The sequence below is a fragment of the Bradyrhizobium sp. 190 genome, from assembly GCF_023073415.1.
Taxonomy (GTDB): domain Bacteria; phylum Pseudomonadota; class Alphaproteobacteria; order Rhizobiales; family Xanthobacteraceae; genus Bradyrhizobium.
In genome coordinates this window covers 84,263-106,649 of record NZ_JADPJL010000001.1, presented here as the reverse complement: position 1 = coordinate 106,649, position 22,387 = coordinate 84,263, and the positions used below count along the sequence as shown (strand labels likewise).

The window sequence follows — 22,387 nt, the reverse complement described above, 5'->3', positions numbered from 1 at the left end:
CCGTTGCTCCGGCCCGATGCGAACATGTTCGCCGGAAGCAACCGCTAGTTCTTGCTCATGCCGCCGCCGGAACGAACACGCGCAGGCGATGGCCATCGGGATCGGTTGCGACGAAGGTCGTGCCGAAATCCAAGCGCGTCATGAGGGTTCTTGAAGCAATGAAAATTTGCTCGGCCTCTTCTGGTTTCAAGAAGTTGTCATTGCTTTTGCGATGCCGTCCCGACTGATCCGTCGTATAGTCGTATCGAGGGGGAAACTGTTCTGCATCACGTGGATACCACTGAAATCGCAGCAACGGAGATCCGCCATGAAAGTCAAAGACGCGATGCACAAGGGCGTCGACTGGGTCAGCCCCGACACGCCGATTACCGAAATCGCGAAACTGATGCGAGCGCATGATATCGGCTGCATTCCGATCGGCGAGGACGACAAGCTGGTCGGGATGGTTACTGATCGCGACATCGTCTGCAAAGGGCTTGCTGGCAACGGTTTCGATGCCAGCCGCGCCAAGGCCAGCGACGTGATGACCGAAGGCATTCATTGCTGCCGGGAGGACGATGATCTTGCGAAAGCGGTGCATCACATGGAGACGCTGAAAGTCCGCAGGTTGCCGGTGATCAACAAGAACAAGCGGATGGTCGGCATGATCAGCCTGGGTGACATCAGCCATTCTACGTCAGGCGATTTGGTGTCCGGGTACGTGAAGAGCGTTGCGGCCCATCATTGAAGCGGCGGCCTCTTGCGATCGAATTCTCCCAAACGGCTCGCGCCCGTTCGACCGCGAACGGGTGCGGGGCGTCCTGCTTGAAGTCACGCGACCGCCGCGGCGCAGCCGGCGGCACGAGCGGCCTCAATCGTGCGTGCTGAAGTGGCCGCGCCAGGCCTTCGCCGTCAGTCGCGCGAATTGATCGCCGTCCATACGGATCAGCGTGGCATGATCGCCGGCTTCCAGGTAGATTTCCCGTCGCGCATCGATGCTGTTGTCGACGATGACGTCCAGCCCGTAGCACTCGCCGAGCGGTGGTATGGCCCCGCGCTCGCAGTCCTCGAACAGCCGTTCGATTTCGTCTTCGCTCGCCAGGTCGACCTTGTGGCCGAGCTGACTTTTCAGGGCCGACAGATGCAGGTGATGGGAGGCCGGAAGAACGGCCATCATGTAACCGCCGTCACGGCGCAGCACGACGGCCTTGGCCAGCGCCTCGCCCGGCACGTGGCAAGCCTCGGCCGTGCGTGTTGATGACATCGTAGGGGCATGAGGGATCACGTCGTAGGTGACGCTCTGATCCAGGTACTTCTGCAGGGTCGGGGAAACGGTCATGGCGATTTCCTCCATTGCATGAGCAATCCGCACACCGGGAGGAACTCGCGCAGTCGCCTCACGATGCGGGCGAACACGACAGACTTCAGGATACGCCCGCCGGAAGGCCGCGACAATCCGAATTTCGGTGCGGGAACCGGCGGAGCAGAGGCGCGATGCCTTGCTGAGAGCGCAATTATTCAAGAAATGTTCATCTCAACGCGCGTTTCATACAGCGCGGGCGGCGACAGGGTGGGATCCATGCGGTTAGCAAGAAGTTTGTCGATCCTCTCGGTGTGTCTCGTCGCGATATCAGGCTTGGCGGGACATTTGGACACCGCCGCCGCGCAGCAGCCGGAAAAGCGCATTGCGCTGGTGGTCGGCAATGCCGCCTATGCGAAGTCGCCGCTTGCGACGGCGGCCAACGATGCCGGCCTGATCGCGCAAACCTTGCAGGCGGCCGGCTTCGATGTGATCGGCGCGCGCGATCTCGATGGCGACACGCTGCGCAAAAGCTTTCGCGACTTCATCCAAAAAGCCGAAAGCTCGGGGCCGGATACGGTCGCGATGGTGTATCTGGCCGGTTACGGGCTGCAACTGGCGGGCGAGAACTATTTCGTGCCGGTCGATTCCGCGATCAACCGCGATACCGATGTTCCGATCGAGGCGCTGCGGACCGGCGACTACATCCGTCAGCTCGCCTCGCTGCCGCTGAAGGCCGGTATAGTCGTGCTGGACGCGGCGCGGCAGCAGCCTTTCGTCAACGGGCAGATCGCAAGCGGTCTGGCTTTGGTCGAAGCGGACCCGCACATGCTGATTGCGTTCAACGCGGCGCCCGGAACCGTGGCGCCGGCCGAGCAGGGACCGTACGGCATCTACGCCCAGTCGCTGGCCGAGATGATCCGGACCGGCGGATTGCCGCTGCCGGAGGTCTTCAATCGCCTGCGGCTTCGCGTCAACGAGGCAAGCAAGGGCGCGCAGGTGCCCTGGGACAGCCAGAAGGTCGATGCGGCCTTCACGTTCTTCGAGCGCGCACCGGATGCGCCCGCAGCTACGCCGCCGGATCAGGTCGCCGCCATCCGCAGCAAGCCGATCCGCGATCTCGGCGTGCAGGACGCCTACGCCGCGGCGCTGGAGCGCGACACGCTGCCGGCCTACGAGGATTTTCTCAGCGCCTATCCCGACGATCCGATGGCGAAGCGGGTGAGGGCGATCGCGGCGGCGCGGCGCGAAGCGATCACCTGGCGCCGCACCTACCGCGCCGACACCCCGAACGCCTACTGGTCGTATCTGCAACGCTACCCGCGCGGGCCCCATGCGGCCGACGCGCGCCGCCGGCTTGCCATTCTCACCGCGGCGCTGGAGCCGCCGCCAACCTTTGACGTCATCGACTACGACGTGCCGCCGCCGCCGCCGGAAGAGTTCATCTATATCGATCGACCGGTGCTCGCCTTCGGCGATCCCGAGTTCGATTTTGTCCCGCCGCCACCGGCGCCGATCTACTACCTGCCGCCGCCGCCGGATGATTTCGTGATCTTGGAGCCACCGCCGGCGCCGATCGGGCTGTTCATCCTGCCGCAGCCGATCTTTGTGCCGATACCGGTCTATGTGAGGCCTCCGCGTTATGTGGCGCCGCCGCCGAACAACATCATCTATGCCAATATCCACAACAGGGCCGTCATCAACAACGTGATCAACAGGCCGCCGCAGCAGGCCGTGCCTGCGGACAGACCTGGTGCCGGACGTGACGCCAAGGCTATCGGACGCCCCGGCGCCCCGGTGGCGCCGGGGCAGGGTGGCGCCACACCCGTGCTGCCGCCTGCGGTCGCGCAAAGGGCCACGCTGATCCAGCAGGGCAAAGCGCCGGTACCGCCGAGTGCCACGATCAATCCTGCCGTGAGGGCTAACTTGCCCGGCGCTCCGGCGGGGCAGACCAGAAGGCCGAACGCGACGCAGCCGGCCAATGCGCCAAGCGCATTGCCTTCGACCCAGCCTTTGCCAAGGACCAACGCTCTGCCGGTTCCAGGCGCCAGGGGCGCGCCACCCGCGCCTCCGAGCGCAGCAGTATCGCCAGGCGCAGTCAATCCGAACGCAAGGCTTGCACCGGGCGCAACGCGTCCGGGGTCGGCGGCTCCGGCCGCGCCCGGCGCAGCTACCGGCTCAAGGCCCGCTATCGGGGCAGTTGCTCCCGCAGCTCCGGCAGGCCAGCAAAGGGTCGTAGCCCCGCCGCCCGGCGTCGCCGCGCCGCCAAAGCCCACCGCTACGGTTGCCCCGAAACCTCAATTGCAGCCCGAGCTACGGCGAGCTCCGCCGCCCCCGTCTTCGGTGCATGTGGCAAGGCCACCACCACCACCGGCAGCCCGCGTCGCTCCGGCACCACCACCGCCGAGGATGGCAGCGCCGCCGCCTGCACCGAGGATGGCCGCGCCGTCTCCGCCACCGGCACGTATGGCCGCGCCGCCTCCGCCAAGGATGGCTGCACCGCCCCCGCCACCGCCGCGGATGGCAGCGCCGCCGCCTCCACCAAGGATGGCCGCACCGCCGCCGCCCCGGATGGCTGCTCCACCGCCACCAGCGCGTGCTGCGCCTCCGCCGGCTGCGGCCAGGGGGTGCCCGCCGGGTGCCCGATGCTGATGGCGTCGAAATGAAGCTTTCGCGCCGCTTCCGTTTCAAGGCCTCGCCACAGGTTGCGGGCTCGATCCAGGCGGTGCCCGACGTGGTTGACGTCCAGAGCTTGTAGGGCTTTGCCCGGGCCTCGGTCAGTTCGCGCAGGCCATCCGGCGTTCGGATCGAGGCTCGCAGCCGAATCGTGGCGCCGTGGGTAATCGTGACACGAGTATCGGAAAAAATCGGATCGAGCGCCGTGGTTAAGCGAACACTGTCAGGATGCTCGATAACGAGATGTTCAAGCCGACAATCAAGACAAGCGTCAGCGCCGCCACTGTGAGATGATCGAGCAACGCTGGCGATGCGATCATGCGGAGACCTCGGCCTTCGCCTTGCGCTTTGCCGTCCATGACCGGCCCCGGATTACGCTGCAGATTTGAAACTTGTAGTCGCTGAAGAAGCTTTCAATGCCGCGCCGCTTGGCCTTTCCGTGTTCGGGGTGGATCTGCCAGGTGCGCAAAGCCTCCTCGGACTCGAATTCAACGATGGTCACGCGTTCTCCGTCTTCGGCGACGAAGCCCTTGTGCGAAATGTAACCGGGGACCGCTTGAGCAAGCTCGCTCATTTGCTTCGCCATCGGACCATATTCTTCCTGGACCCCGGGGTTCATTCGGGTTCGAAACACGGTAATGATCATCGACGAGCTCCTGTTCTGACCGGACCGAAAATCGATCTGTCTGGCGCGAACGTGCGATCGCTCTCAAAATAAATCAAATGCATAATCTCTATTATGATTATGCGTGAAAATGACTAGTTGAATTTGGCCCTGAGTTCGCTCTCGAGCAGTCCGAGCACGGGATCGAAGCGACCGGGCGAGGCGCTGCGGACCAAAGAGACGGTCGCGGGCAGAACGAAGTCCGGCACGTCCAGGATCTGCAACGCCTGACGGTGCGGGCTGTGTTCGAACAGGCGCCGCGGCACCAAACCCAAGCCGCCGCTTTGGGTAAGCAGCGACAGTTGAAGGTCCTCGCCGAAAACCTCAGCCGCGATGTGAAGGGGAAGCTGCAGCCGGTCGAAAGCTTTCACCAGAGCGGCACGGCAGCCGCACCCCGGCGGATTCAGGAACCATTCCTTGTCCGCGAGATCGCGCAGCCGCCAGGGCTGGCCGCCGAGCTTTGCCGGCAGTTTGGCCGGCGCAACGATGACGACTTGTTCGGGGCCCAGCGCAATGGCGCTCACACCGGGCGGGACCGCATGAGCCTCGGTCAGCAGACCAACAGCGCAATCGAGTCCGCCGCTGCGGACATCCTCGATAAGAAATGTGCTCCAGTGCGAACTGACCTGTAGCCGGATCCGCGGGAACGTGCGCCGAACCGCATCGAGCGGCGTGGTCATGACGATATCTCCCAGGCCGTGCGCCACGCCTGCTTTCAAATGGCCCGCGGGATCAGCGGCCTTCGCAGTGCAGGCTTCGAGCTCCGAAACGGCGGTGAGCACCCGCCTGCAACGCTCCAGCACGTGGCTGCCGAGCGAGGTCAACGCTGCCGGCTTCACGGCCCGGTTGAACAGTGGGGCGCCGCCGATGGCGGCTTCGAAATTCTGGATGCGCCGGGTTGTCGCCGGCTGGGTCAAATTGAGCCGGGCGGCCGCGCGGTTGACGGAGCCCGCTTCGGCGACTGCAACAAAGGCTTCGATGTCCTGTAGATTCATGCGTTTGGAGTATAATCTGGATACCATTATGCGGGAAGTGCGGTTTTCTGGGTTCTTTTGGCCCGTTAGGCCGGTTTTAGGAGGCCGTTCCGGGGGGCCGCCGGCATTGGGGACGCGACTGGTCCAACCGACTGGTGGCCGGCTTGGAATCCGGCCTTATTTCCTTGCTTCTGGCTGGAATCCGGCTATACAGCGCGCCATCTCACACGGAAACATGGCTCAAAAGGCCGTCCGGTGGCAGCCGGGCCATAAGGCTCGTTTGCTCACACGTTTCCGGAGGAACCAACCGGAGAATCATCACTATGTCGCTACCCGATTTTTCTATGCGTCAGTTGCTTGAAGCTGGCGTGCACTTTGGCCACCAATCGCACCGCTGGAATCCGAAAATGGCGGAGTTCATTTTCGGCGCCCGCAACAACATCCACATCATCGATCTCGCCCAGACCGTGCCGATGCTGCATCGCGCGTTGCAGGCGGTATCCGACACCGTCGCCAAGGGCGGCCGCATCCTGTTCGTCGGCACCAAGCGCCAGGCGCAGGACGGCGTCGCCGAAGCGGCCAAGCGCTCGGCCCAGTATTTCGTCAATTCGCGCTGGCTCGGCGGCACGCTGACCAACTGGAAGACGATCTCGGGCTCGATCAAGCGCCTGCGTCACCTTGATGAGGTGCTGTCGGGGGGCGAGGCCAACTCCTACACCAAGAAGGAGCGGCTGACGCTGCAGCGCGAGCGCGACAAGCTCGACCGTTCGCTTGGCGGCATCAAGGACATGGGCGGGCTTCCCGACATGATCTTCGTGATCGACACCAACAAGGAAGACATCGCGATCCAGGAAGCGCAGCGGCTCAATATTCCCGTCGCCGCGATCGTCGATACCAACTCCGACCCCAAGGGCATCACCTTTGTGGTGCCGGGCAATGACGACGCCGGCCGCGCCATTTCGCTGTATTGCGACCTGATTGCCCGCGCCGCCATCGACGGCATCTCGCGCGCCCAGGGCGATCACGGCATCGACATCGGCGCCTCCGTCCAGCCGGCCCGCGAGGAAATTCCGGCAGCTCCCCAGCCGGTCGGCTTCCAGGGTCTGGCCGGTCCGCGCGGCACCGCCGACAACCTCAAGAAGCTTACCGGCGTGTCGGGTGCGATCGAGAAGAAGCTCAACGACCTCGGCATCTTCCACTACTGGCAGCTCGCCGAGCTCGACCACGATACCGCGCACAAGATCGGTGAAGAGGTCGGTCTTCCGAGCCGCGCCGATGCCTGGGTCACCCAGGCCAAGACGCTGACCGCGGAAGCGGAATAATTGGTACGCCGCGTGGCCGGGTCTTCCGGCCACCGGTTCTGCTCCCCAGATTACGGCATTCCCTGGAGCTAACGGCGACCCGGCGCAAAGTGTGCGCTGCGCCCGCGGCTAACAGGCAAGAAGGATATCGACGATGGCAACGATCTCTGCGGCGATGGTCAAGGAACTGCGCGAGTCGACCGGCGCAGGCATGATGGACTGCAAGGCAGCGCTCACCGAAACCAGCGGCGACATGACGGCCGCGCAGGATTGGCTGCGCAAGAAGGGCCTGTCGAAGGCTGCCAAGAAGGCCGGCCGCGTCGCCGCGGAAGGCCTGATCGGCGCGGTGACCTCGGGCGCCAAGGGCGTCGTGGTCGAGGTCAATTCCGAGACCGACTTCGTGGCGCGCAACGAGCAGTTCCAGGGCCTCGTCAAGATGATCGCGCAGGTCGCGCTCCACAACGGCGCCGACGTCGAAAAGATCAAGGCGGCCAAGGTTGGCGATGTCACGGTCGAGACCGCGATTTCGGACGCTATCGCGACCATCGGCGAGAACATGTCGCTGCGCCGTGCGGCTTTGCTCGAAGTCGGCCAGGGCGTGGTGTCTAGCTATGTCCATGGCGCCGTGATCGATGGCGCCGGCAAGATGGGCGTGCTGGTCGCGCTCGAATCGGCGGGCAAGACCGATGAGCTCACCCATCTCGGCCGTCAGTTGGCGATGCACGTGGCCGCGACCAATCCGCAGGCGCTGGATCCGTCCGGCCTCGATCCGGCGATCGTGACGCGCGAAAAGGACGTGCTGGCCGACAAGTATCGCCAGCAGGGCAAGCCGGAGAACGTGATCGAGAAGATCGTCGAGTCCGGCCTGAAGACCTATTACAAGGAAGTCTGCCTGCTGGAGCAGGCGTTCATCCACGACGAAAAGGGCAAGTCGGTAGCGCAGGCGGTGAAGGAAGCCGAAGGCAAGGTCGGCGCGCCTGTGAAGATTGCCGGATTTGTGCGTTATGCTCTCGGCGAGGGAATCGAAAAGCAGGAATCCGATTTCGCGGCCGAGGTCGCGGCGGCCAGCGGCAAGAAGTAACCGCTGCGGTCAAAAATCTTCCGGCGCAATCGCGCCGGAAGTCACCTGCGCGGGACAAGGAAGCGATAAGCAATGGCTCAGCCGGTCTATCGTCGCGTCGTGATCAAGCTCTCGGGCGAGTATCTCGCCGGCAGCCACTTCTTCGGTATCGACCAGCCCACCGTTGACCGTATCGCCGACGACCTGATTGCGGCCCAGAAGCTCGGTGTCGAGGTGGCCGTCGTGATCGGCGGCGGCAATATCGTTCGCGGCGTGGAAGTCTCCTCGCGCGGCGTGTCGCGCCCGACCGGCGACACCATGGGCATGCTCGCCACCATGATGAACTGCCTGGCGCTGGAGTCGGCCATCGAGCGCAAGGGAACGCCGGCGCGGACCCTTTCGGCGTTCGTGATGCCCGAGATTTCCGAGCTGTTCACCCGCCGTGCAGCGCACAAATACCTTTCCGAGGGCCGAATCATCCTGCTCGGCGGTGGAACCGGCAATCCGTTCTTCACCACCGACACGACCGCGGTGTTGCGGGCGGCCGAAATCGGGGCCCAGGCCGTGCTCAAGGCCACCAATGTCGACGGCGTTTACAGCGCCGACCCCAAAAAGGACCCGTCGGCCACGCGTTTCGATCGGCTGACGCATTCGCAGGCGATCGCAGGCGACTATAAGGTAATGGATGCGACCGCATTCGCGCTTGCCCGCGAGACGTCACTGCCTATCATCGTATTCTCGATCGCCGAGCCGGGTTCGATCGGCGCGATCCTGCGCGGGGCCGGCCACGGCACGGTGGTCGCCGGCTGAATTGGCCAGTGCTGCTTCGAACCGCGGGCTTTTGAAATGCCAGCGGCTGGTTTCTAAGGAGGGGAGAGTGTTATGCCCACGCCCGGTTTTGACATCAACGAATTGAAGCGCCGCATGCAAGGCGCCACCCAGTCGCTCAAGCACGAGCTGGGCGGCTTGCGGACCGGCCGCGCGGCGGCGTCCATGTTGGAGCCGGTGCAGGTCGAGGCTTACGGTTCGCACATGCCCCTCAACCAGCTCGCGACCGTCAGCGTGCCCGAGCCGCGCCTGCTCTCTGTGCAGGTATGGGACAAGTCCATGGTGAAGGCCGTCGAAAAGGCGATCGTCGATTCCAATCTCGGCCTCTCGCCCGCGACCGAGGGGCAGGTGCTGCGCTTGCGGATTCCCGAGCTCAACGAGGAGCGGCGCAAGGAACTGGTGAAAGTCGCGCACAAATACGCCGAAGCCGCCAAGGTGGCGGTCCGCCATGTCCGTCGCGACGGACTGGATATCGTCAAGAAGCTCGAGAAGAATCACGAGATTTCCGAAGACGATCAGGAACGGCTCGCCAACGATGTGCAGAAGGCGACCGACGGAACGATTGCGGAAATCGATCAGTTGCTTGCGGCGAAGGAAAAGGAAATCCTCACCGTTTGACGGCAACGTTCAAGAATCGAGATTGGTCCTGGAATTCAGATAATGCCGAACGCCGCCGCCCCCGCCACGGAAGGACCGGATCGATCCGTCCCGTTGCATGTGGCGATCATCATGGACGGAAACGGACGCTGGGCGGCAGCGCGCGGCTTGCCGCGTGCCGAAGGCCACCGCCGTGGCGTCGATGCGCTGCGGCGCGTCGTTCGCGCCGCCCATGAACTCGGCGTGCTCTATCTGACGATTTTTTCGTTCAGCTCGGAGAACTGGTCGCGGCCGGCGACCGAAATCGGCGATCTGTTCGGACTGCTTCGCCGCTTCATCCGCAACGATCTGGCGACGCTGCATCGCGACGGCGTGCGCGTGCGTGTGATCGGGGAGCGGGAAGGGCTGGAGCCCGATATCTGCACGCTCTTGAACGAAGCCGAGGAACTGACCCGGGCCAACACCAAGCTCAATCTCGTGGTCGCATTCAATTACGGATCGCGCCAGGAAATCGCGGGTGCCGCCCAACGGCTGGCTCGCGAAGTGGCGGAGGGCAAGCGCGATCCGGCATCGATCGACGCCGATGCACTCGGCCGCTATCTCGATGCGCCTGATCTTCCCGATCCCGACCTGATCATCCGCACCAGCGGCGAGCAGCGGCTGTCGAACTTCCTGATGTGGCAGGCGGCCTATAGCGAACTTGTGTTCGTGCCGATCCACTGGCCGGATTTCGACAAGGCCGCGCTCGAAAGCGCCATTGCCGAATATGCCAGACGGGAACGCCGTTTCGGCGGTCTGGCCGCGAAAACCGGATCGTGACCGAACGCGAAGCCGCACCGGCGGCAGCGCCCGAATCGCGCAATCTCGTCGTCCGTATCGCCGCAGCCGCCGTGCTGATTCCGCTGGCGGTCGCGATCGCCTATGCGGGCGGCTGGCTCTGGACCACGCTGGTGGCGCTGGCTGCCATCGGCCTGTTCGTGGAATGGCTCGCGATCGTGGGTCTCGCCGGCGCTACACGCGTGACGGTACCGGGTGTGGCCGCGCTTGCGGTCGCGGGGCTTTGTTTTGCGATTGGCCGGCTCGATGCCGCGCTGATCGCGCTGGCGGTCGGCTTCGTCGCCGTCGTATCGATCGCGCCGGAGCGGCGAGGCTGGGCGGCGGCGGGATTCTTGTACGCAGCGGCGGCCGAGATCGCCTCGGTTCTGGTGCGTCTCGATCCCGTGAAGGGATTCGCCGCGCTGATGTTCGTGCTGCTGATCGTCTGGGTGACCGATAGCGGCGGCTATTTCGCGGGCCGCGGCATTGGCGGGCCGAAACTGTGGCCGCGCGTCAGCCCGAAAAAGACCTGGGCGGGCGCCGCCGGCGGGTTGGCCGCCAGCCTGGCTGTGGCGGTCGGGTTTGCCGCGTTCGATCTCGGCAGGGTAGGGCCGTTATTGATGCTTTCCGGGGCTCTTTCGGTCGTCTCACAGCTCGGTGACCTCTTCGAATCCGCCGTGAAGCGGCGTTTTGGCGTAAAGGACTCAGGTCACATTGTTCCCGGCCACGGCGGGCTAATGGATCGCCTGGATGGATTTGTCGCAGCCGTCGTCGTGGCGGCTCTTTTCGGTCTTCTGCGGGGCGGCGCCGATGGCGTCGGCCGCGGTCTTATGGTTTGGTGAATTATGAGCGCAGTTCCATTGCGTAACAACAAGGCCGCTGTAGCGGATGCGCGCACGGTCACGGTGCTGGGCGCCACCGGCTCGATCGGCGACAGCACCATGGATTTGCTGCGCGGCGCGCGCGACCGCTATTCTGTCGAGGCGCTGACCGCGAATTCCAATGTCGAAGCGCTGGCCAAACTCGCCAGGGAATTCGGCGCGCGATTCGCAGCAATTGCCGACCCCGCGCGGCTTGGCGAATTGAAGGACGCCCTGGCCGGCACCGACATCCAATGCGGCGCCGGCGAAAGCGCCATCATCGAAGCCGCGGCGCGTCCCGCCGACTGGGTGATGGCGGCGGTGAGCGGTGCGGCCGGGTTGAAGCCCGCGCTGGCCGCGGTCGATCGCGGCGCGACGGTCGCGCTCGCCAACAAGGAATGTTTGGTTTGCGCCGGCGATTTCTTCATGCAGCGCGCGGCGAAAGCAGGGGCCTGCATTCTGCCGGCCGATTCCGAACACAACGCATTGTTTCAGGCGCTTTCCTCCGGCAACCGCGAAGAACTGGTGCGTGTGATCATCACCGCATCCGGCGGTCCGTTCCGCACCTGGGCTGCCACCGACATCGAACAGGCGACGCTGGCGCAGGCGCTGAAACATCCGAACTGGAGCATGGGCCAGAAGATCACCATCGATTCGGCCTCGATGATGAACAAGGGCCTCGAAGTCATCGAAGCCTCCTATCTCTTCGCGCTCTCGGCCGACGAAATCGACGTTCTCGTGCATCCGCAGTCGATCATCCACGGCATGGTCGAATTCTCCGATCGCTCCGTGGTTGCACAGCTCGGCGCGCCCGATATGCGCATCCCGATTGCGCATTGCCTTGGATGGCCCGACCGAATCGTCGGCCCGTCGGCGAGGCTCGATCTTGCAAAAATCGGACAGCTCACCTTCGAGGCACCGGATTTCGAACGCTTCCCGGGCTTGCGGCTGGCCTACGAGGCCTTACGTACCGGCCGTGGTGCGACCACGGTATTCAACGCTGCCAATGAGGTGGCGGTGGCGGCGTTTATTGCCGGACAGATCAAGTTCGGGTCGATCGCGCGCCTCGTCGAAGCCACCATCAATGACTGGATTCGCGCCGGGAACCTTGCGCCTTTGAGCTCGGCCGACGACGCGATTTCGGTTGACCATAACGCGCGAAATAGAGCCGCCGCCCTATTGCCTCAAATTGCCTTAAAGGCATCCTAGAGGGTTGGGGACGGAGCCTTTGGCTCTTGTCGAGGGGAACCTGATGTCAGAGTTTTTTCTAAGCAGTTTCAGTACGTTGGGCCATGGGCTCATCGGCTACATCATTCCCTTCTTGTTCGTCCTGACCATCGTCGTGTTCTTCCATGAACTCGGCCACTTCCTGGTCGCCCGCTGGGCGGGCGTGAAAGTGTTGACGTTCTCGCTCGGTTTCGGACCGGAACTCGTCGGCTTCAACGACCGCCATGGCACGCGCTGGAAGATCTCCGCGATCCCGCTCGGCGGCTATGTGAAGTTCTTCGGCGACGAATCGGAAGCCTCGACGCCGGCCTCGGCCGAAGCGCTCGCCGGCATGACCGAGGCGGAGCGGGCGGGCAGTTTCCATCACAAGAAAGTCGGCGCGCGAGCGGCCATCGTGGCCGCCGGTCCGATCGCGAATTTCATTCTGGCGATCGTCATCTTCACCTGTCTCTTCACCTTCTTCGGCAAGCCGAGCACGACGGCGCGCGTCGACAAGATCGAAGCCAGCAGCGCCGCCGAGCGGGCGGGCTTTCAGGTCGGCGACATCGTCACCGCCGTCGACGGCAAGAAGATCGGCAGCTTCGCCGACATGCAGCGCTTCGTCAGCGTTCGTGCCGGCGACACTCTGACCTTCACCGTCAAGCGCGGTGATTCGACGCTGCAATTGAAGGGCACGCCGGAACTGCGCGAAGTGAAGGATCCCTTCGGAAACACGCAGCGGCTCGGGATTCTCGGCATCACCCGAGCAACCTCGCCGGGCGAAGTGACGACAGAGAAGGTCGATCCGGCGAGCGCGCTTTGGCTGGGAATCAAGGAAACCTGGTTCGTCATCGAGCAGACGCTGGCCTATATCGGCAATATCTTCACCGGCCGGGCGAGCGCGGACCAGATCGGCGGACCGATTCGGATCGCGCAGATTTCGGGGCAGGTCGCCACGCTGGGGCTTGTTCCGCTGCTTCATCTGGCGGCGGTGCTGTCCATTTCGATCGGACTGCTGAACCTGTTCCCGGTACCGCTGCTCGATGGCGGTCACCTTATGTTCTATGCGGCCGAGGTGCTGCGGGGGCGGCCTTTGTCGGAAAAATCCCAGGAATACGGGTTCCGCGTGGGGCTTGTACTGGTGCTGATGTTGATGGTGTTCGCTTTCTATAACGACTTCCAGCAGGTGCCGTGGCTGAAGGGGCTGTTCGGGAGATCGTAGTAGCGGCTTTTTTGTGACGTTGCCCATTGGCAACGTCTTGGAATGAAAATGGAATCGCATCGCGATGTCTGGTTTGCCCCCCTGTCGAAATTAGCTACAAGCAATGCAACTTTGGGATTCTGCCGGTTCGTAGGGGTACGGGCCGGCACGGCAATGACGAGGGCGCGTTGCGGATGATGTTGGGAATGCGAGTGCGGGGGGCTCTACTGGGCGCTCTGATCATGGTGACCGTGCCGATGGGGGGCGCGTTGGTGTCTGTGCCGGCTGCGGCACAGACAGTGGCGTCGATCTCCGTCGAGGGGAACCGGCGTGTCGAGGTCGAGACCATCCGTTCCTATTTCAAGCCAGGCCCCGGCGGCCGGCTCGGGCAGGCCCAGATCGACGACGGCCTGAAGGCGTTGATCGAAACCGGCCTGTTCCAGGACGTGCGAATCAATCAGGTCGGCGGCCGGCTGGTCGTGACCGTGGTCGAAAACGCCGTGATCGGGCGCATCGCCTTCGAAGGCAACAAGAAGGTCAAGGACGAGCAGCTTTCGGCTGAAATCCAGTCCAAGCCGCGCGGCACATTCTCGCGCCCGATGGTTCAGTCGGACGCCCAGCGCATCGCCGAAATCTACCGGCGCTCCGGTCGCTACGACGTGCGCGTGACCCCTGAAATCATCGAGCAGCCGAACAACCGCGTCGACCTGATCTTCACGGTCACCGAAGGCAGCAAGACCGGCGTCAGGTCGATCGAGTTCGTCGGCAATGTCGCCTATTCGTCCTATCGCCTGAAGGACGTCATCAAGACACGCGAATCCAACCTTCTGAGCTTCCTTGGGGGCGCCGACGTCTATGATCCCGACCGGGTCGAGGCTGATCGCGACCTGATTCGCCGCTTCTATCTCAAGAACGGTTATGCCGACGTGCAGGTGATTGCCGCGCTGACCGAGTATGATCCCGACAAGAAGGGCTTCCTCGTCACCTTCAAGATCGAGGAGGGGCAGCAATATCGCGTGGCCTCCGTCGACTTCCAGACCTCCATCGCAACCCTCGATGCCGCCTCGATGCGCAGCTTCTCGCGCGTCAGCGTCGGCTCGGTCTACAATGCCGAGGCGCTTGAGAAATCCGTCGAGGAAATGCAGATCGAGGCCTCGCGGCGCGGCTACGCCTTCGCCGTGGTGCGCCCGCGCGGCGACCGCAATTTCGAACAGCACACCGTTTCGATCGTGTTCGCCGTCGATGAGGGCCCGCGAACCTATATCGAGCGCATCAACGTCCGCGGCAACACCCGCACCCGCGACTACGTGATTCGCCGCGAGTTCGACCTGTCCGAAGGCGACGCCTACAACCGCGCGCTGGTCGATCGCGCCGAGCGCCGGCTGAAGAACCTCGACTTCTTCAAGAGCGTGAAGATCCTGACCGAGCCCGGCTCGTCGACCGATCGCGTGATTCTGGTCGTCGATCTCGAAGAGAAGTCGACCGGCGACTTCTCGGTGTCGGGCGGCTATTCGACCACCGACGGTGCGCTGGCCGAAGTCAGCATTTCCGAGCGCAACTTCCTCGGCCGTGGCCTGTACGCAAAGGCGGCCGTGACCTACGGTCAGTACGCGCGCGGCGGTTCGCTGTCGTTCGTCGACCCGTATTTGTTCGACTACCGCGTCGCGCTCGGCCTCGACCTGTTCTATCGCGAGCAGCTCGCCAACAGCTACATCGCCTACGGCACCAAGACGATGGGCTTTAGTCCGCGGCTCGGCTTTACGCTGCGGGAAGATCTCGCGCTGCAGTTGCGCTACTCGATCTATCAGCAGGAAATCTCTCTGCCGAACCAGCTCGCGAACTGTAACAACAATCCGAACAACGGGCTGCTGGCATTCAACCCGTCACCAGCATTTATAAATTCGGTGGGCGGGCCAGGTGGTTTGCCAGTTCCTGCCACCGACCCCTCCGGCCAGGGGCTGTGGTGCTACAGCGATGGCGAAGCTTCGCTTCCGATCCGCAGGGAACTGCAGAGCGGCAAGGCGCTGACCTCGTCGGTCGGCTATTCGCTGAACTACAACACGCTGGACAACAATAAGAACCCGACCGACGGCTTGCTGATCGACTGGAAGCAGGACTTCGCCGGTGTCGGCGGCGACGTGAAGTACATCAAGTCGGCGGTCGACGCGAAGTACTACACCCCGCTGGTCGCCGATATCGTCGGCCTGATCCACCTCCAGGGCGGCATGCTGAACCAGTTCGGCGGCAGCGAGCTGCGCATGCTCGATCACTTCCAGATGGGCCCGAACCTGGTTCGCGGTTTTGCGCCGAACGGCATCGGTCCGCGCGATCTCAATCCGTTCGGTACACGTGACGCACTGGGCGGCACCAAGTACTGGGGCGCTTCGTTTGAATTGCAGATGCCGTTCTGGTTCCTGCCAAAGGAAGTCGGGCTCAAGGGCTCGGTCTATGCCGACGCCGGTGGACTGTTCGACTATAAGGGCCCGACTTCGTGGGCGGCGACGAATGAGATCAACGTGCCTGGCTGCATCCCGCCGACGCAATCCCCGAATGCCACTGCCGGAACTTGTACGGGATTGCAGTTTGACGATGGCAACTTGGTACGCACCTCGGTGGGTGTCGGTCTCATCTGGGCGTCGCCGTTCGGTCCGCTGCGCTTCGACTATGCGGTTCCGCTTACGAAGGGTCAGTTTGACCGCGTGCAGCAATTCAAATTTGGCGGCGGCACATCGTTCTAAGGTGGCTTGAAGCGAACGGACCCGATCGATCCAGCTCGGGTCCGCGTGACGAGAACGCCAGGGAATAAGAGGAGGGTCGGCTCCGTTTCTTCGGAGCCGGCGCTCTGATGTGAAGGCCGGCCGGACTGCGACGGGTGGAATGGCGCAGCCGATATTCTTCAAGCAACCCCCTGCCTCGACGCTGGCCGAATTGGCCGCGTTGACGGGAGCGGTATTGGTCGACCCCGCACGGGGTGACCAGGTGATCAGGGGCCTCGCTTCGCTCGACGAAGCCGGCCCCATGCATCTGGCGTTTTTCGACAACCTCAGATACGCCGATCAGCTCAAGGCGACCAAGTCCGGCGCTTGCCTGGTGAGCCCGCGCTTCGAGGCCCAGGTGCCCGCTCATGTAGCCGTGCTGCGGGCCACCCAGCCGTTTCGCGCCTTCGTGATGCTGGCGCGCGAATGGCACGCCGATGCGCTTCGCCCGCAATCCTGGTTCGACAATGACGGCATCGCACCGTCGGCCATCATCGACCCATCGGCCCACCTGGAAGACGGCGTCATCGTCGATCCGCTGGCGGTGATCGGGCCCAGGGTCGAGATTGGCGCCGGGACCGTGATCGGCGCGGGCGCGGTGATCGGCGCCGACGTCAAGATCGGCCGGGACTGCAATGTCGGCGCCCGCACGGCGATCCAGTTCGCCCTCATAGGCAACAATGTCCTGATCCATCCCGCCTGCAGCATCGGCCAGGATGGCTATGGCTTCATCTTCTTCGGTCCCGAGGGGCACATCAAGGTGCCGCAGACCGGCCGCGTCCTGATCCAGAACGACGTCGAGGTCGGCGCCGGCACCACCATCGACCGCGGCAGCCTCCGCGATACCGTGATCGGCGAGGGCACCAAAATCGACAATCAGGTCCAGATCGGCCACAATGTGACCATCGGCAGGCACTGCCTGCTCGCGGCCCAGATCGGGCTCGCAGGCAGCCTGACGATCGGTGACAATGTCGCGCTGGGCGCCAAGGTGGGCATCAACAACCATCTCAAGATCGGCGACGGCGCCCAGGTTACGGCGATGAGCGGGGTCAAGGACGACATCCCGCCCAACGGCCGCTGGGGTGGTTTCTTTGCAAAGCCGACCAAGCAGTGGTTCAAGGAGATTATTGCGGTGGAGCGGCTGGTGCAGGGTGGCACGGCGGGGCCGAAAGGCGAGGGGCGGGAGTAATGGAGGAGTCACCGGTCAGGTTTGAGCTCGTGGATATCAACGAGATCCTCAAGACGCTCCCGCACCGTTATCCGATGCTGCTGATCGACCGGGTGATCAAGATCCGGACCGATTACAGCGGCATCGGCATCAAGAACGTCACTTTCAACGAGCCGCCATTCCTCGGCCACTTCCCCGACCGTCCGGTCTATCCCGGCGTGATGATGATCGAAGCCATGGCGCAGACCGCCGGCGTCATCGGCATCAAATCGGTCGAGGGCACGGAGAAGCCGCGCGCGGTTTATTTCCTCACCATCGACAAGTGCAAATTCCGCAAGCCGGTGATGCCCGGCGATACCATCGAGTACCACATGCGCTCGATCGGCCGCCGCAAGGCGATGTGGTGGTTTCACGGCGACGCCAAGGTGAATGGCACCGTGGTCGCGGAGGCCGACGTCGGCGCGATGCTGACGGATTGAATCTGATTGAATTCATCCGTCACACAACCGACGTCTTCCTGATATCTTTGTTCAATCCCTGGTAGTGGAACTCGCCGCCGAGGTTGATTGAAGAAATTTGCAGATTAAATCCGGTTCGGGTCCGCGCCTTTTTAACGGAGGCGTCCGTGAACAAGCTTGCGTCCATCATTTCGTGTTTGGTCATTTTTCTGCTGATGTCGCCGCAAAGTTACGCGGCTGATCTGGAAGGGCTCGTATCGTCTCTCAAGGACGGTGGCTACGTCATCGTGTTTCGACACGGCGCCACCGATGACAGCCAGAAGGACATCTACCCCTTCAAGTTCGACGACATGACCGCGCAGCGGCAATTGAGCGAGAAGGGCCGCGATATGGCGCGCAAGCTTGGGGCTGCGCTCAAGAAATTGGGGGTGCCGATCGGCGAAGTCTACACGAGCCGGCTGAACCGCGCGGTCGAGACCGGCAAGCTGCTCGCCGGCAAGGACGTATTGCCCGTGGACGAATTGACCGACAGCGGCGCGGGCAGTTCGTCGGCGATGGCCAATCCCGACGGCAAGAACGCCAAGGCGGGACGCGCCGTGCGGGACCTCGTTAATGCGCTTCCGAAAGCCGGCCTCAACAATCTGGCGGTGACCCACAAGACCAACGTCGCCGACGCCTTCGGAAAGGAATTTGCCGATATCCGCGAAGGCGAGGCGCTCGTTTATAAGACCAGCGCCTCGGGTCCGGCCGTCCTGATCGCGCGCGTGCAGGCGAGCGAATGGATCGCGCTGGCCGGCAGCTAAAGAGACCTTGCGGGGTCGGGCAGTTGCCTGCGCGTGAGGAGCGCTGTTTGTGTGAGCTGTCACCGCGCACAGGCGTGACTATACGCTGGTATACTCGACAATGTCGGATCGTTGACAGAGCATGTGCTCAGTCACTCCGTGCGCCATGCCGTCAGCGTGAGCATGGCGCGATGGAACTTCGGTCCGTCGACTGATTTGTAATTTCCGGTGGCAGGTCGCTGTTGAGATTGCCGCATGAAACGCCTGAGAACCGCCGTTGTGCTGATAGGCTCGGCCGCTGTTTTCGCTGGGAGCGCAATGGCACGCGACGACGGCCGCTACGCCAACTCCCCCCTCAAGCAATGGTTCGATAGTCTCAGAAGCGGGAAGGGGCCCTGCTGTTCGGACGCCGATGGCTCGGTCGTATCCGACGTCGATTGGGAATCGAAGGACGGTCATTATCGCGTCCGGCTCGAGGGCCAATGGATCGACGTGCCGGACGATGCCGTCATCACCGTGCCAAATCGCTTCGGCCGGACCATGGTCTGGCCGATCAAGGGAGCCTATGGGATTTCGATCCGCTGCTTCCTGCCCGGCAGCATGATCTGAGGACATTCTTGACACCGACGCACCGCAACATGACGTAACGATACGTCACTGGACACCATTCGGACGCCGCGGTAACCACCGGAAAACGCGTGATATTCGCAACGGATGGGCTGGGCTGCTTGATGGGTACGATCGATCCAACCGCGCGGGTTGAGGATGGCGCTGTGATCGGCGAAGGAACAACAATCGGTCCCTATTGCACTATCGGCCGGAACGTCGTTATCGGCGCCAACTGCAATCTGATCGCGCATGTTCACGTTACCGCGCAGACCACGATCGGGGCCGGCTGCACGATCTATCCGTTCGTCTCGCTCGGCACACCGCCGCAATCGCTGAGCTACAAGGGCGAACTGACCCGGCTGGAGATCGGCGCGGGCTGCACCATCCGCGAGTCTGTAACCATGAACGCCGGGACGGTTGCGGGCGGCGGCGTGACGCGGGTTGGCGAGCGCGGCTATTTCATGAATTGCAGCCATGTCGGGCACGATTGCCAGGTTGGCAATGACGTGATTTTTGCAACTTCAGCTACGCTCGGCGGTCACTGCGAGATCGGCGATTTCGTTTTTATCGGGGGGCTGTCGGCCGTGCACCAGTTCACGCGGATCGGACCGCAGGTGATGGTCGGCGGCGTCTGCGGCGTGCGTGGCGATATCATTCCATTCGGCCTAGCCAATGGACAATATGCTGCTCTCGAAGGACTGAACATTATCGGCATGAAGCGCCGCAAGTTCACCAAGGAGCGGCTGGCGAAAGTGCGCTCGTTCTACCAACAATTGTTTCACGGCCCCGGCATCTTCGCCGAGCGGCTGAATGCGGTGCAGCCGTTGGCTGGAGAGGATCCGGCGATCGCCGAAATCCTCGCCTTCATCGAGCAAGGCAAGCATCGCGCGCTCTGCCTTCCCGCCGATGGCGGCGGCAAGCATTGATGACGGGATCGCCGCAGCCATGATTTCAGCGGCTTCTGACATTTCATCGCCCGTCGGCGTCATCGCAGGCGGTGGCGCCATGCCGTTCGCGGTGGCGGAGTCGCTTGCCGCACGAGGGATCGCGCCGGTGCTGTTCGCGCTCCGCGGCGCCTGTGATCCGGCTCGCGTCGAGCGCTTCCGCCATCACTGGATCTCGGTCGGGCAACTCGGCCGCGCCACAAAACTGTTCCGCAGCGAAGGCTGCCGCGATCTGATCTTCATCGGTACGCTGCTGCGCCCGGCGCTGTCGGAAATCCGGCTGGACTGGGGAACGATCCGCGTCCTCGGCCGCGTCTGGGCTGCGTTTCGCGGCGGCGACGATCACCTGTTGTCGGGGATCGGCCGGATCCTGGAACAGGACGGTTTTCGGATGGTCGGCATCCGGGATGTCGCCCCCGACATTCTGATGCCGGAGGGAAACATTGCCCGCGCCGCGCCCGATTCCGCGGCTGCGGCGGATATCGCCAAAGGGCGGGAAGTGCTGGGCGCGCTTGGGCCCTTCGACATTGGCCAGGCCGTGGTCGTGATCGACGGGCATGTGGTCGCGGTCGAGGACATCGAGGGCACCGACGGGCTTTTGACACGCGTAGCGCGGTTGCGCGAGGCCGGGCGCATTCGCGCCAAATCCGGCCGCGGCGTGCTGGTGAAGGCGCCCAAGAGTAGCCAGGATTTGCGCTTCGACCTGCCGGCCGTGGGCGCCAAAACCATCGAGGGCGCAGCCCGGGCCGGGCTCGCCGGCATTGCCGTGATCGCCGGCCATACCATTGCCGCGGACTCGCAAGCCATGATCGCCGCCGCAGACAGGACCGGCCTGTTCATCCAGGGTTTATCAGCGTGACGCCGTCTCGCGCCACCGCCGGGATGGAGCGGCGGATATTTCTGATCGCGACGGAAGAGTCCGGCGATCGCCTCGGCGCCAACCTGATGAAGGTGCTGCGCCAGCGCCTTGGCGACGGCGTGCGGTTCGAAGGCATCGGCGGCCGCGCGATGGCGCGCGAAGGCCTGGAGTCGCTGTTTCCGATCGAAGAGCTCTCGATCATAGGCCTCGCCGCCGTCGTCAAGGAACTGCCGAAGATCCTCGGGCTGATCAAGGAGACGGCCATCGCGGTGACGGAAGCCGCACCGGATATTCTCGTCATCATCGACAGCCCGGACTTCACCCACCGCGTGGCGAAGCGTGTTCGCGCCAAGGATCCCGGGATTCCGATCGTCAACTATGTGTCGCCTTCGGTCTGGGCGTGGCGGCCCGGCCGGGCGCGCGCGATGCTGAAATATGTCGATCACGTGCTGGCGCTGCTGCCGTTCGAGCCCGAGGCCTATCGGAGGCTGCACGGGCCGCCCTGCACCTATGTCGGCCATCCCCTGACCGAGCAACTGGCTTCACTGCGCCCGAATGCCGATGAAGCCGCGCAGCGGGCGCAATCGCCGCCGGTGCTCCTGGTGCTGCCGGGAAGCCGGCGCAGCGAAATTCGTCACCACATGGCGGTCTTCGGCCAGGCGGTCGCTCGGCTGCAGGAGCAGGGCGTGACGTTCGAACTGGTGCTGCCAACCATGCCGCATCTGCAGGAAGCGGTCGTGGACGCGGTGAAGGACTGGCCGGTGCAGCCCCAGGTCGTGATCGGCGAGCAGGAGAAGCGGGCGAAGTTCCGGATTGCGCATGCGGCGCTTGCCAAATCCGGCACGGTGACGCTCGAACTGGCATTGGCTGAGGTGCCGATGGTGACGGCCTACCGGACCGGCTCGGTGGAAGCCTGGATCCTGCGCCGCGCCATCAAGGTGAACTCGGTGATCTTGGCCAATCTCGTGATCGGCGAGAACGTCGTCCCCGAATTCCTGCAGGAAGATTGCACCCCGGAAAAGCTTTCGCAGGCACTACGCGATGTGATTGGCGACAGCGAGTTGCGGCGCAAGCAGCTCGAGGCGTTTGCAAAAATCGACGGGATCATGTCGACCGGCAACCAGCCGCCGAGCGCGCGCGCCGCCGATATCGTGCTCGCGACGATGTGGCAGGCGCGGCGGGGATAGAACACGACAGTTTCGTAGGGTGGGCAGAGCCACCGGGTCGCGCGAATGCGCGCCCGATGACAGGCTCCGCGTGCCCACCATCTCTCCTCAAGCGGTATCCGCTATGGTGGGCACGCTGCGCTTTGCCCACCCTACAAGAAAAAGCCGGACGCGACGATCGCA

General features: G+C 63.6%; 22 protein-coding genes. 18 read left to right on the top strand and 4 right to left on the bottom strand.

Annotation, left to right across the window (positions count from 1 at the left end):
- Positions 1-55 precede the first annotated feature (55 nt).
- Positions 56-295, bottom strand: coding sequence for a hypothetical protein (locus IVB22_RS00475; RefSeq protein ID WP_247515380.1), 240 nt, complete (start codon positions 293-295; stop codon positions 56-58).
- A gap of 12 nt (positions 296-307) precedes the next feature.
- Here IVB22_RS00475 and IVB22_RS00470 point away from each other — a divergent pair, with 12 nt between their 5' ends.
- On the top strand, positions 308-727 hold the full coding sequence (locus IVB22_RS00470; protein WP_247515379.1) for a CBS domain-containing protein: 420 nt from the start codon (positions 308-310) through the stop codon (positions 725-727).
- Positions 728-850: 123 nt separating this feature from the next.
- Here the strand turns inward: IVB22_RS00470 and IVB22_RS00465 are convergent, their stop codons facing one another.
- Positions 851-1,318, bottom strand: a complete 468-nt coding sequence (locus IVB22_RS00465; protein WP_247515378.1) for an aminoacyl-tRNA deacylase — start codon at positions 1,316-1,318, stop codon at positions 851-853.
- A 240-nt stretch (positions 1,319-1,558) separates the two neighbouring features.
- Here IVB22_RS00465 and IVB22_RS00460 point away from each other — a divergent pair, with 240 nt between their 5' ends.
- Positions 1,559-3,931 carry a caspase domain-containing protein gene (locus IVB22_RS00460; protein WP_247515377.1) on the top strand — a complete coding sequence of 791 codons (2,373 nt, stop codon included), beginning with the start codon at positions 1,559-1,561 and terminating at the stop codon, positions 3,929-3,931.
- Positions 3,932-4,271: 340 nt separating this feature from the next.
- Here the strand turns inward: IVB22_RS00460 and IVB22_RS00455 are convergent, their stop codons facing one another.
- Both IVB22_RS00455 and IVB22_RS00450 read right to left on the bottom strand, forming a co-directional pair.
- A complete protein-coding gene (locus tag IVB22_RS00455; RefSeq protein WP_256467354.1) occupies positions 4,272-4,601 on the bottom strand; it encodes an antibiotic biosynthesis monooxygenase in 330 nt (109 codons plus the stop codon).
- A 113-nt stretch (positions 4,602-4,714) separates the two neighbouring features.
- Positions 4,715-5,614, bottom strand: a complete 900-nt coding sequence (locus IVB22_RS00450) for a LysR family transcriptional regulator (RefSeq protein WP_247515376.1) — start codon at positions 5,612-5,614, stop codon at positions 4,715-4,717.
- A gap of 302 nt (positions 5,615-5,916) precedes the next feature.
- On the opposite strand from IVB22_RS00450, the gene IVB22_RS00445 reads away from it, so the two are divergent.
- From IVB22_RS00445 to lpxB, 16 genes are all read left to right on the top strand, one after another.
- The gene (locus IVB22_RS00445; protein ID WP_247515375.1) at positions 5,917-6,915 is read left to right on the top strand and encodes a 30S ribosomal protein S2; all 999 of its coding nucleotides are present in this window, start codon (positions 5,917-5,919) and stop codon (positions 6,913-6,915) included.
- A 133-nt stretch (positions 6,916-7,048) separates the two neighbouring features.
- Positions 7,049-7,975 carry a translation elongation factor Ts gene (gene tsf / locus IVB22_RS00440; protein ID WP_247515374.1) on the top strand — a complete coding sequence of 309 codons (927 nt, stop codon included), beginning with the start codon at positions 7,049-7,051 and terminating at the stop codon, positions 7,973-7,975.
- A gap of 72 nt (positions 7,976-8,047) precedes the next feature.
- Positions 8,048-8,764, top strand: coding sequence for a UMP kinase (gene pyrH / locus IVB22_RS00435; RefSeq protein ID WP_247515373.1), 717 nt, complete (start codon positions 8,048-8,050; stop codon positions 8,762-8,764).
- Positions 8,765-8,836: 72 nt separating this feature from the next.
- Entirely contained in the window at positions 8,837-9,400 is a 564-nt protein-coding gene (gene frr, locus IVB22_RS00430; protein ID WP_247515372.1) for a ribosome recycling factor, read from the top strand.
- Between the two features lie 42 nt (positions 9,401-9,442).
- Positions 9,443-10,198 (top strand): isoprenyl transferase, encoded by a 756-nt coding sequence (locus IVB22_RS00425; RefSeq protein WP_247515371.1) that lies wholly within the window; start codon positions 9,443-9,445, stop codon positions 10,196-10,198.
- Positions 10,195-11,037: a phosphatidate cytidylyltransferase gene (locus tag IVB22_RS00420; RefSeq protein WP_247515370.1), complete on the top strand. Its 843-nt coding sequence runs from the start codon at positions 10,195-10,197 to the stop codon at positions 11,035-11,037. Before IVB22_RS00425 ends, IVB22_RS00420 begins: the two co-directional genes overlap by 4 nt.
- A 3-nt stretch (positions 11,038-11,040) precedes the next feature.
- Positions 11,041-12,264: a 1-deoxy-D-xylulose-5-phosphate reductoisomerase gene (dxr, locus tag IVB22_RS00415; protein ID WP_247515369.1), complete on the top strand. Its 1,224-nt coding sequence runs from the start codon at positions 11,041-11,043 to the stop codon at positions 12,262-12,264.
- A 43-nt stretch (positions 12,265-12,307) separates the two neighbouring features.
- Positions 12,308-13,483, top strand: a complete 1,176-nt coding sequence (gene rseP, locus IVB22_RS00410) for an RIP metalloprotease RseP (RefSeq protein ID WP_247515368.1) — start codon at positions 12,308-12,310, stop codon at positions 13,481-13,483.
- Positions 13,484-13,656: 173 nt separating this feature from the next.
- A complete protein-coding gene (gene bamA, locus IVB22_RS00405; protein ID WP_247515492.1) occupies positions 13,657-16,200 on the top strand; it encodes an outer membrane protein assembly factor BamA in 2,544 nt (847 codons plus the stop codon).
- A gap of 139 nt (positions 16,201-16,339) precedes the next feature.
- Positions 16,340-17,407 (top strand): UDP-3-O-(3-hydroxymyristoyl)glucosamine N-acyltransferase, encoded by a 1,068-nt coding sequence (lpxD, locus tag IVB22_RS00400; protein WP_247515367.1) that lies wholly within the window; start codon positions 16,340-16,342, stop codon positions 17,405-17,407.
- Complete coding sequence (gene fabZ / locus IVB22_RS00395; protein WP_247515366.1) at positions 17,407-17,865, top strand: 3-hydroxyacyl-ACP dehydratase FabZ; 459 nt, start codon at positions 17,407-17,409, stop codon at positions 17,863-17,865. The genes lpxD and fabZ overlap by 1 nt, the downstream gene beginning before the upstream one ends.
- 146 nt (positions 17,866-18,011) lie before the next feature.
- On the top strand, positions 18,012-18,647 hold the full coding sequence (locus IVB22_RS00390; protein ID WP_308200338.1) for a histidine phosphatase family protein: 636 nt from the start codon (positions 18,012-18,014) through the stop codon (positions 18,645-18,647).
- Positions 18,648-18,881: 234 nt separating this feature from the next.
- Positions 18,882-19,235 (top strand): hypothetical protein, encoded by a 354-nt coding sequence (locus IVB22_RS00385; RefSeq protein WP_247515365.1) that lies wholly within the window; start codon positions 18,882-18,884, stop codon positions 19,233-19,235.
- Positions 19,236-19,357: 122 nt separating this feature from the next.
- Positions 19,358-20,161 carry an acyl-ACP--UDP-N-acetylglucosamine O-acyltransferase gene (lpxA, locus tag IVB22_RS00380; RefSeq protein WP_247515490.1) on the top strand — a complete coding sequence of 268 codons (804 nt, stop codon included), beginning with the start codon at positions 19,358-19,360 and terminating at the stop codon, positions 20,159-20,161.
- 19 nt (positions 20,162-20,180) lie between these two features.
- The gene (locus IVB22_RS00375; RefSeq protein WP_247515364.1) at positions 20,181-21,038 is read left to right on the top strand and encodes an LpxI family protein; all 858 of its coding nucleotides are present in this window, start codon (positions 20,181-20,183) and stop codon (positions 21,036-21,038) included.
- Positions 21,039-21,061: 23 nt separating this feature from the next.
- Entirely contained in the window at positions 21,062-22,225 is a 1,164-nt protein-coding gene (gene lpxB, locus IVB22_RS00370) for a lipid-A-disaccharide synthase (RefSeq protein ID WP_247515489.1), read from the top strand.
- The last annotated feature ends 162 nt before the right edge of the window (positions 22,226-22,387 follow it).